The organism is Pseudonocardia sp. CA-142604 (assembly GCF_050948475.1).
Taxonomy (GTDB): Bacteria; Actinomycetota; Actinomycetes; order Mycobacteriales; family Pseudonocardiaceae; genus Pseudonocardia; species Pseudonocardia alaniniphila.
This window is the reverse complement of sequence record NZ_CP192045.1, coordinates 5535461-5549301: the sequence shown is the minus strand read 5'-3', so window position 1 is coordinate 5549301 and position 13841 is coordinate 5535461. Positions and strand designations below refer to the sequence as shown.

10 protein-coding genes are annotated in these 13841 nt (G+C 70.9%); 2 read left to right on the top strand and 8 right to left on the bottom strand.

The genetic code is table 11. From position 1 onward, the window contains the following. Window positions 1-34: 34 nt before the first annotated feature. From pgl to tkt, 6 genes are all read right to left on the bottom strand, one after another. A complete protein-coding gene (pgl, locus tag ACQPZQ_RS25095) occupies window positions 35-814 on the bottom strand; it encodes a 6-phosphogluconolactonase (protein WP_241038920.1) in 780 nt (259 codons plus the stop codon). Then, window positions 814-1779, bottom strand: a complete 966-nt coding sequence (gene opcA / locus ACQPZQ_RS25090) for a glucose-6-phosphate dehydrogenase assembly protein OpcA (RefSeq protein ID WP_433284559.1) — start codon at window positions 1777-1779, stop codon at window positions 814-816. The genes pgl and opcA overlap by 1 nt, the downstream gene beginning before the upstream one ends. Window positions 1780-1810: 31 nt before the next feature. After that, window positions 1811-3361 carry a glucose-6-phosphate dehydrogenase gene (gene zwf, locus ACQPZQ_RS25085; RefSeq protein WP_241038918.1) on the bottom strand — a complete coding sequence of 517 codons (1551 nt, stop codon included), beginning with the start codon at window positions 3359-3361 and terminating at the stop codon, window positions 1811-1813. A 64-nt stretch (window positions 3362-3425) separates the two neighbouring features. After that, on the bottom strand, window positions 3426-4952 hold the full coding sequence (locus ACQPZQ_RS25080; RefSeq protein WP_433284557.1) for a glucose-6-phosphate isomerase: 1527 nt from the start codon (window positions 4950-4952) through the stop codon (window positions 3426-3428). Window positions 4953-4956: 4 nt separating this feature from the next. Further along, on the bottom strand, window positions 4957-6066 hold the full coding sequence (gene tal / locus ACQPZQ_RS25075; protein ID WP_433284555.1) for a transaldolase: 1110 nt from the start codon (window positions 6064-6066) through the stop codon (window positions 4957-4959). An 11-nt stretch (window positions 6067-6077) separates the two neighbouring features. Beyond that, complete coding sequence (gene tkt, locus ACQPZQ_RS25070) at window positions 6078-8165, bottom strand: transketolase (protein WP_433284553.1); 2088 nt, start codon at window positions 8163-8165, stop codon at window positions 6078-6080. 258 nt (window positions 8166-8423) lie between these two features. On the opposite strand from tkt, the gene ACQPZQ_RS25065 reads away from it, so the two are divergent. Both ACQPZQ_RS25065 and ACQPZQ_RS25060 read left to right on the top strand, forming a co-directional pair. After that, window positions 8424-9347, top strand: coding sequence for a heme o synthase (locus ACQPZQ_RS25065; protein ID WP_433299355.1), 924 nt, complete (start codon window positions 8424-8426; stop codon window positions 9345-9347). A gap of 193 nt (window positions 9348-9540) precedes the next feature. After that, on the top strand, window positions 9541-10497 hold the full coding sequence (locus ACQPZQ_RS25060) for a hypothetical protein (RefSeq protein ID WP_433284552.1): 957 nt from the start codon (window positions 9541-9543) through the stop codon (window positions 10495-10497). Here the strand turns inward: ACQPZQ_RS25060 and fdhA are convergent. Then, window positions 10425-11642, bottom strand: coding sequence for a formaldehyde dehydrogenase, glutathione-independent (gene fdhA / locus ACQPZQ_RS25055; RefSeq protein WP_241038264.1), 1218 nt, complete (start codon window positions 11640-11642; stop codon window positions 10425-10427). The two genes, ACQPZQ_RS25060 and fdhA, sit on opposite strands and share 73 nt — an antisense overlap. A gap of 114 nt (window positions 11643-11756) precedes the next feature. Next, window positions 11757-13805: a prolyl oligopeptidase family serine peptidase gene (locus tag ACQPZQ_RS25050; RefSeq protein ID WP_433284550.1), complete on the bottom strand. Its 2049-nt coding sequence runs from the start codon at window positions 13803-13805 to the stop codon at window positions 11757-11759. Between the last annotated feature and the right edge of the window lie 36 nt (window positions 13806-13841).

Sequence of the window (13841 nt, the reverse complement as noted above, 5' to 3'; positions counted from 1 at the left end):
CTCCGAATGCTCACGGGACGACGACGGCGAAGCGTCAGGCGATCGGTGGCACCAGGTCCCGGGGGAGCTTCGACGCCGCTGCGCGGTCGAGCAGCCAGAGGGTGCGTCGCCGCCCCCGTGCCCCGGCCACCGGGATCGCCACCTCGCCCGCGCCGCCGAGCGCCATGGCCACCGCGGCGGCCTTCGACTGGCCCGTTGTCATGATCCAGACCTCGGCGGCCCGGCGGATCGTCGGGAGCGTGAGCGAGACGCGGGTGGGCGGAGGCTTGGGGCAGCCGTGCACGGCCACCACCGAGCGTTCCGTCTCGTACACCGCCGGGGAGTGCGGGAAGACCGACGCGGTGTGGCCTTCCTCACCCATGCCGAGCATTAGCACGTCGAACGAGGGGACCGGCCCGTGGTCCTCCGGCCGTGCGGCGCGAGCCAGCACTGCGGCGTACTGCTCCGCAGCGGCCTCGGCGCCGGACGGGCCGGTGCCGGTGTCGGCCCCCATCGGGAAGACCTTCGCCGGATCGACCGGCAGGTGGTCGAGCAGCGCCTCCCGTGCCTGCTTCTCGTTGCGGTCGGGGTCGTCGGGTGGCACGAACCGCTCGTCACCCCAGTAGAACTCGACGCGGCTCCAGTCCACGGCGTCGCGCGCCACGGTGGACCGGATCTGTGCCAGCACCGCGATGCCGGTGGTGCCGCCGGTGAGCACGATCTTCGGGGTGTTGCCCGCGGCCTGCAGGTCGACGAGCCGCGTGATCAGCCGGGCCGCCGCCGCGGCGGCGAGCACGTTGGGATGCGAGTGGACGGCGATGTCCGGTGTGTTCATCAGGAACCAGCCGTGACGGCGGGGACCCGGACCGGTGCACGTCCGCGAGCTATCCGTCCGACGCCGGCCAGTGCGGCGCCGTAGATCTCGTCGGGATCGAGTCTGCGCAGTTCCTCGGCCAGGCAGTCGCGCACCTCCCGCCGTGCGAGGGCGACGAGCCGGTCGGGCTGACCGGGCTGGCGCAGGCTGCCCACCTTGCCGTCCGGACGGATCAGCTCGATCGGGCCCGACGGGCGGTCCAGCCGCACCGAGACCAGACCGGGCCCGGCTTCCGCGGGGGACCGCTTCACCCGCGTGTCGAGCCGGACGGCGAGCCAACCGGCGATCAGATCGGTGGACGGCGAGATCGCCTCTCCCGCGACCGTGGCGCCGGTGACGTCCTCGTGCGGGGGTGTGTCGAGGGCCGTGGCGAGCAGGGCCCGCCACGAGGTCAGGCGTGTCCAGGTCAGGTCGGTGTCGCCTGCCACGTGGTGGGCGCGGCGCTGCTCGAACGCCTTGATCGGGTTCTTCGACGACAGCGCGTCGGTGATGCGGCGCTGGGCGAGCTGCCCGACCGCGTCCTCGGACGGGACGGCAGGTGCCTCACCCGGCCACCACGCCACGACCGGTGCGTCCGGCAGCAGGAGCGGCATGACCATGCCGGCCCCCGCCTCGTCGGACGCCAGCGGACCGTAGCCGCGCAGCACGATCACCTCGCTCGCCCCGGCATCGCCGCCGACGCGGATCTGCGCGTCGAGGCGGGGAGCGGCCTTGCGCTGGCCGCGGGCCAGCACGATCACCCGGCAGGGGTGCTCGCGGCTGGCGGCGTTGGCGGCCTCGATGGCGCCCTCGATGGCACTGCCGTCGTCGGTGACGATCACGAGCGTGAGCACCCGGCCGAGTGCCAGCACCCCGCCGCGTTCGCGCAGCTCGACGAGCTTCTTGTTGACCGCCGAGGTGTTGCTCGACGGCAGGTCGACGATCATGTCCAGCTCCCGGATGCGGATCGGGCGGGGGTCACGGCCTGCGCCAGGTGCGGCCGGTGCGGGCCAGCATCAGGTCGGCCGACTTCGGGCCCCAGCTCCCGGCGGAGTAAGGGTCGGGGCCTGCTTCCTGCGCGGCCCAGTGCTCCATCACGGGGTCGAGGATCTCCCAAGAGCGCTCGACCTCCTCGTTCACCGGGAACAGCGACGGCTCGCCGAGCAGCACGTCGAGGATGAGCCGTTCGTAGGCCTCGGGGGAGACCTCCGTGAAGGCGGTGCCGTAGCCGAAGTCCATGGTGACGTCCCGGACCTCCATCTGGCTGCCCGGAACCTTCGACCCGAAGCGCATGGTGACGCCCTCGTCGGGCTGTACCCGGATGACGAACGCGTTCTGCCCGAGCTCCTCGGTCATCGTGGAGTCGAAGGGCAGGTGCGGTGCCCGCTTGAAGATCACCGCGATCTCGGTGACGCGGCGTCCGAGGCGCTTGCCCGTGCGCAGGTAGAACGGCACCCCGGCCCAGCGCCGGGTGTCGATCTCACAGGTGATGGCCGCGAAGGTCTCGGTCTTGGAGTTGGGGTCGAAGCCCTCTTCCTCCTTGAGTCCCCTGACGAGCTCGCCACCCTGCCAGCCGCCGGTGTACTGCCCGCGAGCCGTGGTCTCGTCGAGCGGGCCGACGAGCTTCGTGGCGTTGAGGACCTTGATCTTCTCGACGCGCAGCTCCGAGGACGAGAACGACGTGGGCTCCTCCAGCGCGGTGAACGCCAGGAGCTGCAGCAGGTGGTTCTGGATGACGTCCCGCGCGGCTCCTATCCCGTCGTAGTACCCCGCGCGGCCGCCGAGGCCGATGTCCTCGGCCATCGTGATCTGCACGTGGTCGACGTAGTGGGAGTTCCAGATGGGTTCGAAGAGCTGGTTGGCGAAGCGCAGAGCGAGGATGTTCTGCACCGTCTCCTTGCCGAGGTAGTGGTCGATGCGGAACACCGAGTCCTCGGGGAAGACGTCGTTGACGATCTCGTTGAGCTCGATGGCCGACTTGAGGTCGTGGCCGAAGGGCTTCTCGATCACCACGCGACGCCACTGGTCGCCGTCCTGGGCGGAGAGCCCGGAGCGGGCGAGCTGCTTGAGTACCACCGGGAACGCGCCCGGCGGGATGGAGAGGTAGAAGGCGTGGTTGCCCCCGGTGCCCCGCACGCGGTCCAGGTCCTGGACGGTCCGCTCGAGCTGGTCGAACGCGTCGTCGTCGTCGAAGCTGCCGGACACGAACCGGAAGCCCTCGGCGAGACGGTCCCAGACCGACTGACGGAAGGGCGTGCGGGCGTGCTGCTTCACCGCCTCGAGCACGATCTGGCCGAAGTCCTGAGTGTCCCAGTCGCGGCGGGCGAAACCGGTGAGGGCGAAGCCCGGGGGAAGCAATCCGCGGTTGGCGAGGTCGTAGATCGCGGGCATGAGCTTCTTGCGTGAGAGGTCGCCGGTGACTCCGAAGATCACCAGACTGCACGGTCCCGCGATCCGCGGGAGCCGCTTGTCACGCGGGTCGCGAAGTGGGTTGGTCCATCGGCCGCCCCCGATCGTGCGGGTTGCCATCGGTTTCTCCCAGTAGTCGATGTTGGCGGTTCGGTCTGTGATGACGGTGGCAACTGTCCTTGCGCTACAGCTGTTGTACCGCCCGCGCCAGGGTGACGAGGCCCGCCACCCGGTCGGTGAAATGAAGTCGGAGTACCGGTCGGCCCCGGCCGATCAGCGCCTCGGCGTCGGCGCGTGCCTGAGCCTGCTGCAGCTCGGCGAGATCCGCCGGCAGGTCGGGCTCGGCGTCGCCGGTGATCTGGCAGATCACGGCGTCGGCCGGGCCGCCTTTGTCGCGCTGCCCACTGCCGGGCAGGCAGCGTGGCGCCCAGCCGAACGTGGTGGGGAGCCCGGTGCGGCGGGTCAGCTCGGGCCGCAGTACCGCGGCCGAGGCGTCGTCGAGTCGGTCGAGGTAGGCGTGCACGGTGAGGTGCGCGTCCGCCTCCGCGGCGTCGATGAGCGCCCGGAGCGCCTCGGCCACCGTGCTGGTACCGCTCGGCAGCCACGCCCCCGCGTGCACGTCGATGTCCCCGTCGGTGAACTGGACGCCGGGAACGTGGACGGCGCCGTTGCCGGCGATATCGGCGGCGTCGGGGCGGTCGGTGGGGTCGACGCCTGCGAGATGCGCTGCCACCGCGGTGGAGTACTGCCACAGCATGAACTGCGCGGCGGGAGAACCCAGTGTGGCGACCGCGGCACCGTCGAGGGCACCGATGTCGGACGCACTGAGGGACACGGTGACGGTGCCGGGCCGGAGCGACTCGGGGTCGGCCCACTCCGGGGCGTCCGGGCCCTCGACCACCACCGGCAGCGGCCCGCGACCGTCCTTGCCGAGACCACCTGCGACGAGCTGCGCGGCCCACTCGGCGAGGCCGGTGGCGCCGCGCTCGGCCAGCGCGACGACCGGGGCCGCGGCGAGCAGCGCACCGAGAGCAAGGCACGGGTTCGCCGGGTCGTCGGAGTCCAGTTCGGCGCGGACCTCGGCGGCCTCGGCGATCACTGCGCCGACGTCGACGCCGGCCAGCCCTGCCGGTACCAGGGCGAACGCGGTGAGCGCCGCCCACGGGCCGTCCACGTCGGACGGCCCGAGCACGACCGTGGCGCCGGCGGCCTGCTCCATGAGCGGGCCGCCCGGTGCCGTGACGACGACGGTCTGAGCAGCGGGGTCGAGCCCTTCGGCCTGGAACGCCCGATGCACGGTGTCGCGCACCAGCTCGACCGCCGTGGTGTCCTCGCCAGGAGGGGCCGACACCACGAGAACGGTGGCAGCGAGGTCGCCGGCGAGGGCGTCGGCGACCTGAGCCGGATCGGTGGTGTCCAGGACGACCAGCCGCGGATCGCCCTCGGCGAGCACCTCGGCGGCCACACCCACGCCGCCTGCCGCGGCCAGCACGACGCGCACCTGCCCGGCCACCCGCAGCTGCTCCCGCAACGCCTCGATCTCGCCGACCAGCGGACGGGACGCTCGGGCTGCGATGACCCACCCCGGCCGCGCAGCTCGCGGCCAGAGACTGGAGTCGCACCGGGCGATCCGGCTGGCGACGGAGTCGTCCACCAGCCGCTCGACCACATCGGCCTGCGGCGGGACGGACGACACGAGTCGTGCGGTCACGAGGTCAGCGTGCCCCGTCGAGCTGCTGGCGGACGGACTCGGTGAGCTCGGCCCAGGACTTCTCGAACTTGTCGACGCCCTCGTCCTCCAGCACGAGGAACACGTCGGTCAGGTCGATCCCCACGCGCTCGAGCTCGTCGAACACGTGCTGGGCTTCGGCGGCCCTGCCGGTGACACGGTCGCCGTCGATCTCGGCGTGGTCGGCGACTGCGTCGAGCGTCTTCTCCGGCATCGTGTTGACGACGTCGGCGACCACGAGCTCGGTGACGTACATGGTGTCGGGGTAGTCCGGGTTCTTGACGCCCGTGGACGCCCAGAGCGGCCGCTGCTTCCGTGCGCCCTGCTTCGCCAACGCCTCCCAACGCGGGCCCGTGAAGACCTCCTGGAAGGCCGCGTAGGCCAGCCGCGAGTTGGCGATGCCCGCCTTGCCGCGCAGCGCGAGGGCCTCGTCGGTGCCGATCTTCTCCAGCCGCTTGTCGATCTCGGTGTCGACGCGGGAGACGAAGAAGCTCGCCACCGACGCGATGCCGGCGAGCTGCTGGCCGTTGGCGGCGGCCTGCTCCAGGCCGTCGAGGTACGCCCCCATCACCAAGCGGTAGCGCTCGACGGAGAAGATCAGCGTGACGTTGACGCTGATGCCCTCGGCGATAGCGCGGGTGATCGCGGGCAGGCCCTGCTCGGTGGCCGGGATCTTGACCAGGAGGTTGGGCCGGTCCACCGCCTTCCACAGGTCGCTCGCCTGGGCGACCGTGCGGTCGGTGTCGCGGGCCAGATTGGGGTCGACCTCCAGCGAGACTCGCCCGTCCACTGCACCGGTGGTCTCCCACGTGCCGCTGAACACGTCGCAGGCCTCTTGGACGTCGGCAACGGTGATCTCGCGGATCGCGTCCTCGACCGACGCCCCGCGCGACGCGAGCTCGCGGACCTGCTGGTCGTAGGCCTCGCCGTGCGAGAGGGCGCCGGCGAAGATCGTGGGGTTGGTGGTGACACCGACCACGTGCTTCTCGGTGATCAGCTCCTGCAGGTTGCCCGTGCGCAGGCGCTCCCGGGACAGGTCGTCGAGCCAGATGGAGATGCCCGCGGCTGCCAGAGCAGCGAGCCTGTCATTGCTCATGATCTTCCTCCTCAGGAGACGTTCGCCAGGCTGCGTCGGGCGGCCGCGACGACGTTCTCGGTGGTGAAGCCGAATTCGCGGAAGAGCGTCTTGTAGTCGGCACTCGCGCCGTAGTGCTCGATGGAGATGATTTCCCCCGCATCACCCGTGAACTGGTACCAGGGCTGGGCGATTCCCGCCTCGACGCTGACGCGCGCCTTGACCGCGGACGGCAGCACCGACTCGCGGTAGGCCTCGTCCTGCTCGACGAACCATTCGACGCAGGGCATCGAGACCACGCGGGTGGGTACGCCCTCGTCCTCGAGCACGCGGCGGGCGTCGACGGCGATCTGCAGCTCCGATCCGGTGGCCATCAGGATGAGCTGGGGTTCGCCGGTGGATGCCTCGGCCAGCACGTATCCGCCGCGGGCGACGCCGTCGTAGGACGTGCCCTCCAGTACGGGCAGGTTCTGGCGGGTCAGGGCGAGGCCCTTCGGGCCCTCGGGGCGTTCCAGCGCGGCGCGCCAGGCGTGGGCGGTTTCGTTGGCGTCGCCGGGGCGGAGGAGCGAGAGGCCGGGGATGGCGCGCAGGGCGGCGTAGTGCTCGATGGGTTGGTGGGTGGGGCCGTCTTCGCCGAGGCCGATGGAGTCGTGGGTCCAGACGTAGATGACCGAGGCTTGCATGAGTGCGGCGAGGCGGACGGAGGGGCGCATGTAGTCGGAGAAGGTGAGGAAGGTGCCGCCGTAGGGGCGGGTGGGGCCGTGCAGGGCGATGCCGTTGAGGATGGCGCCCATTGCGTGTTCGCGGATGCCGAAGTGCAGGGTGCGGCCGTACCAGTGGGCGTTCCACATCTTCGTGGCGGTGGAGGGCGGCCCGAACGAGTCGGCGCCCTCCATCGTGGTGTTGTTGCTCTCGGCGAGGTCGGCCGAGCCGCCCCACAGCTCGGGCAGCACGTCCGCCAGGGACTTGAGCACCTCGCCGGAGGCCTTGCGGGTGGCCAGGCCGCTGGGGTCGGGCTCCCAGACCGGCAGCGCCTTCTCCCAGCCGATGGGGAGGCTGCGGCCCAGCATCCGGTCCAGCAGCTCCTTGCGCTCGGGCTCGCGCGCCGCCCAGTCCTCGAACTGCTTGGTCCATGCCTGGCGGGCCTCGTGGCCGCGGTCGACCACCTTGCGGGCGTGGGCGAGGACCTCGTCCTCGACCTGGAAGTTCTTGTCCGGGTCGAAGCCGAGGATCTTCTTGACCTCGGCGACCTCGTCGGCGCCGAGGGCGGCGCCGTGGGCCTTGCCGGTGTTCATCTTGGTGGGGGCGGGGTAGCCGATGATGGTGCGCAGTTCGATGAAGGAGGGGCGGTCGGTTTCGGCGCGGGCGTTGTCGAGGGCCTGGAGGATGCCGGTGACGTTTTCGCCGCTGTCGACGATTTGGACGTGCCAGCCGTAGGCCTCGTAGCGTTTGGCGGTGTCTTCGGACAGGGCGATGTCGGTGTCGTCTTCGATGGAGATGCGGTTCTTGTCGTAGATGACGGTGAGGTTGCCCAGTTGTTGGGTGCCGGCGAGGGAGGAGGCTTCGGAGGTGACGCCTTCTTCGATGTCGCCGTCGGAGGCGATGACGTAGATGTGGTGGTCGAACGGGCTGTCGCCGGGGGGTGGTTCGGGGTCGAACAGGCCGCGTTCGCGGCGGGCGGCCATGGCCATGCCCACGGCGGAGGCCAGGCCCTGGCCCAGGGGGCCGGTGGTGATCTCGACGCCGGGGGTGTGGCGGTGTTCGGGGTGGCCGGGGGTCTTGGAGCCCCAGGTGCGCAGGGCTTGGAGGTCGGCGAGTTCGAGGCCGTAGCCGGACAGGTAGAGCTGGATGTAGAGGGTGAGGCTGGAGTGTCCGGCGGAGAGGACGAAGCGGTCGCGTCCGATCCAGTCGGGGTCGGTGGGGTCGTGGCGCATGATGCGTTGGAACAGGGTGTAGGCCAGTGGGGCCAGGCTCATCGCGGTGCCGGGGTGGCCGTTGCCGACCTTCTGCACGGCGTCGGCGGCGAGCACTCTGATCGTGTCGACCGCCTTCCGGTCGAGATCGGTCCAGTCGCTGGGCACGTCGGCTCGGGTCAAGAGCTCGATGTCGGTGTCGGCCACGGCACTTCCCTAGGGGGTCTTGTGGAGGCGCAGGCGCGGGACGCCTCGACGCATCCGGCTTGCGGGTCAGCCTACCGAGGTGACGCAGGCAGGTGTGATCACTGGCGGAACGGTCACCCGCCGGTCTACCCGCGAGCATGCCCCGGCATGCCCCCGGTTACCATCGACAAGCCGTAGAACTCGGGAAGTCCGATTCCCCCACACGTTGGATTGAGGTTGCCGGTGAGTGTGCCCGTGTCGCAGCAGGGGGCGTCGCAGGTGCCGCCTGCCCCGGGCTTCCGTGCCGGGCTGCAGCGGGCGCAGGACACCATCAAGGCGTACCTCGGCCTCACCAAGACGCGCATCATCGAGCAGCTACTGGTTGTCACCGTTCCGGCGATGTTCCTCGCCCAGCGGGGGATCCCGTCCGTGTGGCTGATCGCCGCAACCCTCCTGGGTGGCGCGGCCGCGGCGGCGAGTGCGCACGCCCTCAACTGCGTGGTCGACGCCGACATCGACGCCGTGATGAAGCGCACGGCACGACGCCCGCTCGCCAAGGGCCAGGTGCCTCCCCGCAACGCGCTGATCTTCGGCCTCGCGCTCGGGGCGCTCAGTGCGGTGTGGTTGGGGCTCACCACGAACTGGCTGGCAGCAGGGCTGTCGGTGGCCGCCATCGCGTTCTACGTGCTGGTGTACACGCTGATGCTCAAGCGGCGGACGTCGCAGAACATCGTGTGGGGCGGCGCGGCAGGCTGCATGCCTGTGGTGATCGGATGGGCCGCAGTGACCGGCACGGTGCAGTGGCCGGCACTGGTGATGTTCGGTGTGATCTTCTTCTGGACCCCGCCGCACTTCTGGGCTCTTGCGATGCGTTACCGCGAGGACTACGCCGCAGCCGGCGTGCCGATGCTCCCCGTGGTGGCCACGCCGGCCCAGGTGTCGCGCCGCATCGTCGTCTACTCGTGGGTGATGGCCGCGTGGACGCTCCTGCTGGTACCGGCCACCTCCTGGATCTACACGGGCGTGGCGCTGCTCGGGGGTGCCTGGTTCGTGTTCCAGGCCCATCGGCTGCACGCCGGTGTCGCCGCAGGACGTGACGTCACCCCGATGAAGCTCTTCCACCTGTCGAACATGTACCTCTGCGTCCTCTTCGCCGCCATCGCGGTGGACGCGGCGGTCGGCCTGCCGGTTCTGCGGTTCTGACGCGGCTCCGGGCCGCGGGCCTCGACGCACGCACCTCGCAGCACGTGTGGTGACCTCGCAACGCGCCGGCCTGCTGCGACGATGCACGGCGGGCTGCGACGACGTGGTTGTCCACAGGTTCTTCTGATCGCCCGGTCCGCGCCTGCGCGGCCGTGCAGGCTTGTCGTATGGATCACGTGCCTGTTCGGATCACGTGCCTGCTCGGATCACGTGGCGGCGGGAACTGCTCGCCGCCGGGTTCGCGGCCGGTGAGGTGCGGCAGCAGGTGCGGGTGGGGGCGCTCGTGTCCGTACGCCGCGGCGCCTACCTGACGGGCGCGCTGCCGCCCGATCCTGAGCTGCGTCACGTCATCCTGGTGCGGGCCGCCCTCTCCGACCTCGCCGCGGACGCCGTGGTGAGTCACGCCTCCGCCGCCGTGGTGCTCGGGTTGCCGCTGTGGAACGTGCCGCTCGGACATGTGCACGTCACCCGGTGCCGCAGGTCGGGCGCCCGGCGCAGCAGCGGCGCGCACGTTCACGCCGCGCCGCTGGAGCCGGATGAGATCGTCGAGGTCGACGGGCTGCGGCTCACCTCGCCCGCGCGCACGGTCGTCGACCTCGCGCGGTGGTTGCCGTTCGAGCAGGCGGTCGTGGCCGCGGACGGAGCGCTCCGGCTTGAGCTCGTCACGCGGGCAGGGCTGGCCGAGGCCGTCGAGCGCGCCGCACGCCGGTCGGGAAGTCCCGCGGCCCGTCGTGTCGTTGCGTTCGCCGACGAGCGCAGCGAGAGTCCTGGCGAGTCCCGCAGCCGCGTGGCGCTCCAGAACGCGGGTCTGCCGCGGCCCGTGCTGCAGTGGGAGGTGCACGGGGCCTCCGCGTCGTCCGCTGGACGTGGGACGAGCTGGACCACTTCGATCCCGTGGCCGAGCGGCTCCTGCGTGCGTTCGGGGCCCCGGAACCCACCTCGCAGCACATGTGGTGACCTCGCAGCGCGCCGGCTTGCTGCGACGATGCACGACGGGCTGCGACGACGGATGCGACGAACGACGGACGCGACGACGCCCCCTGACGGCCGCAGCCGTCAGGGGGCGCCCGGTCGGCGTTACGCGGCGGGGATCAACCCGTTGGGGTCGAGCACGTACTTGCGCGCTGCGCCCTGGTCGAACTCCTGGTAGCCACGCGGTGCGTCATCGAGAGGAATCACGGTGGCGTTGACCGCGTCGGCGATGTGGGCCTTGTCGTGCAGGATGGCCATCATCAACTGGCGGTTGTACTTCATGACGGGGCACTGGCCGGTGGTGAACGAGTGGCTCTTCGCCCAGCCGAGCCCCAGCCGCACCTTGAGCGTGCCCACCTTGGCGTCCTCGTCCGCCGCACCGGGGTCGCCGGTGACGTAGAGGCCGGGGATGCCGAGCCTGCCACCCGCCCGGGTGACGGTCATGATCGAGTTGAGCACGGTGGCCGGGGCCTCGTGCATGCCCTTCCCGGGTGCGCTGGCCTCGAAGCCCACGGCGTCGACGGCGCTGTCCACCTCGGGTACGCCGAGGATCTCGGCGATCTGGTCCTCCAGCGAGGCGTCCTGCGTGATGTCCACCGTCTCGCAACCGAACGAGCGCGCCTGCGCCAGCCGGTCGGCGTTGCGGTCCCCGACGATCACCACGGCAGCACCGAGCAACATCGACGAGTACGCCGCCGCCAGCCCGACGGGTCCGGCACCGGCGACGTATACGGTCGACCCGGTGGTCACACCGGCGGTGTAGGCGCCGTGGTACCCGGTGGGGAAGATGTCCGACAGCATCGTGAGGTCGAGCACCTTCTCCAGCGCCTGCTCCCTGCTGGGAATCTTCAGCAGGTTGAAGTCGGCGAACGGCACCATGACGTACTGCGCCTGGCCGCCTTCCCAGCCACCCATGTCGACGTATCCGTAGGCCGATCCGGCGCGTGCGGGGTTGACGTTGAGGCAGACGCCGGTCTGGCCCTCCTTGCAGTTTCGACAGCGCCCGCAGGCGATGTTGAACGGCACGGAACAGATGTCTCCGATGTCCAGGAACTGGACGTCCTCGCCCTTCTCGACGATCTCACCCATGATCTCGTGGCCGAGTGTCTGTCCGGGCGGGGCGGTGGTGCGACCGCGCACCATGTGCTGGTCGGAACCGCAGATGTTGGTGGCGATGTTTCGCAGGATCACCCCATGGACGGCCTTCTGGGTCAGCCCCTTGGCCTTCGCTACATCGGTAGGTACCTCGAGCTTCGGAGGGTCGTGGTCCTCCACCGAGACGACCCCGGGCTCCTTGTAGACGACGATCTTGTTACCACCCATGTGCTCCTCCAGACTGTGCCGACGTTGGCGGGCCCACGGGACATGAGCCATAAGCCGCCGAGAGGTGTGCGCAAACCCGAGTCTTCTCGGCCCGCGCATTTGCGCAAGGGCCCGTTAGCGCAGAATTTCCGGGGTTTGCCAGTGCTTGCCGTGCACATGGTGATCGAGAAATGCGGTGACCGTCTCGTACCAGAGCGCAGCGTGCTGGGGTGAAAGCACCCAGTGATTCTCGTCGGGAAAATAGAGGAACCGGTGCGGGAGGGTGGCCGGGTCGCCCTCGTGCCGGGAGACGAGGTCCCACCACAGGCGCAACGCCTCGCCGATCGGGACGCGATAGTCCTTGTCGCCGTGAATCACGAGCATGGGCGTGCTGATGGCGTCGACGTGCCGGTGCGGGCTGTTGTGCTCGGCCATCTCCTCGGTCATCTCGCGCAACCAGTAGTGGGGAGCATCGGTGGTGGTGCCGAACTGGTCGAGCGCCCAGAGGCTCGCGTGGGTGACGATCGCCCGGAAGCGGTCGGTGTGCCCGGCGATCCAGTTGGCCATGTATCCGCCGAAGGAGCCACCCATCGCCGCGGTGTGCTCGGCGTCGATGTCGGGCCGGGCCTCGGCGGCGTCGGTGATCGCCATCAGATCCGTGTAGGGCGCCGCGCCCCATGCGCCCCATCCGCGCTGGATGAAGTCGAGTCCGTACCCGGTGGACAGGGCCGGGTCGGGCAGCAGCACCGCGTACCCGCGGGCGGCCATCAGCCACGGGTTCCAGCGCCACTGCCACGCGTTCCAGCTGCCCAGCGGGCCACCGTGCACCCACAGCAGCAACGGAGCCGGGGTCGACTCCGTCGCCGCGGCGGGCAGCACGAGCCAGGCGCGCAGCGGGCTGCCGTCCTCGGCCGTGGCGTGCACCTCGGTGAGCGAGCCGGGCAACGCGGGCGACGGCGCCGGAGCGGGCAGCGGCACGGGCTGCTGGTCCGCGGTGGTCGCGTCGAGCCGGACGGGGGCGGGCGGGTGGTCGACCGCGCTGCGCAGTGCGTAGACGTGCGTGCCGTCCGGAGCCACCTGCAGGTCGCTGTACGCGCCGTCGTCGCCGGTCAGGCGCGTGACCGTGGAGTCGGCCAGCTCGATGCGGAAGACGGGGGAGCGGCCGCCGTCATCGGCGGTGACGATCAGCGCGGTCGAGTCGGGGGTCCACCGGACGTCGCCGGGCCACCGGTCCCAGCCGGGTGCCACGTCCCGTGCTGCTCCGCCGGCGAGGGGCACCACCACGAGCCGGGTGTCGGGGGCAGTGGTCGGTGTGGTGATCAGCTGCTGCCAGAACGCCACCTGCGCGCCGTCGGGGCTGATGACCGGGCCGCCGAACTCGTGGCCCGGGTCGTCGGCGAGCACTCGCCGGTCGCCGGTGGCCACCTCGATCGCCACGAGCACGCTGCGGGTGGATCCGCCGGACTCGGCGACCTGCCACGAGGTGACGACCGTGGCGCCGTCCGGCGAGATGTCGTGGTCCGTCTCGACGAGGGCCGTGCCCGGGGTGGGGGTGAGGTCGCGCCACTCGACCGGGCCGTCGGAGTCGGACACCGCCACCGTGCCGGCCATCAGCCGCGGCTCGTCCGGGCCGAGGTCGTGGTCCCAGAACCGCACGGGGTAGCCGGCGTGCAGGATCGCGGCGACCTTCTTCTCGCGGCGCTCCTTGCGGCGCTTCTCGTCGTCCTCGGCGGAGACGGCGGCCGGGAACGTCATCGAGGTGGCGAGGACGGTGCCTGCCACGCGAGCGACCACGGGCGCGCTCAGGCCTCCTGGCCGGCTGCCGACGAGGCGCGCCTCGCCGCTCTCCGGAAGCCGCCACAGGGCCTGGGGAGCGTCCTCGGGCTGGTCCTTCGCCTCGGGGTCGGGGCGGGCCGAGGTGAACAACAGAGCGCCGTCGGGGGTGAAGGCGGGGGAGGACTCGCCGGTCGGGCCGCTGGTGAGCCTGCGGGCGGATCGCCTGCCGGTCGGGTCGATCTCCCAGAGCGCGGTGCGGTAGCGGTTCTTCTCCGGGGTGAGCGCCGCCACGGTGGTGACCAGCCGGCTGCCGTCCGGGGCCAGCGCGAGCCCGCTCAGGCGGGGCAGCGCCACGTAGTCCTGCAGGTCGTGGAAGGGGGTCGGGGAGGTCTGCGGGGTCTCCGTCACGACCGATGTCTAGCACGGTTTCGGGTGATCATCTCG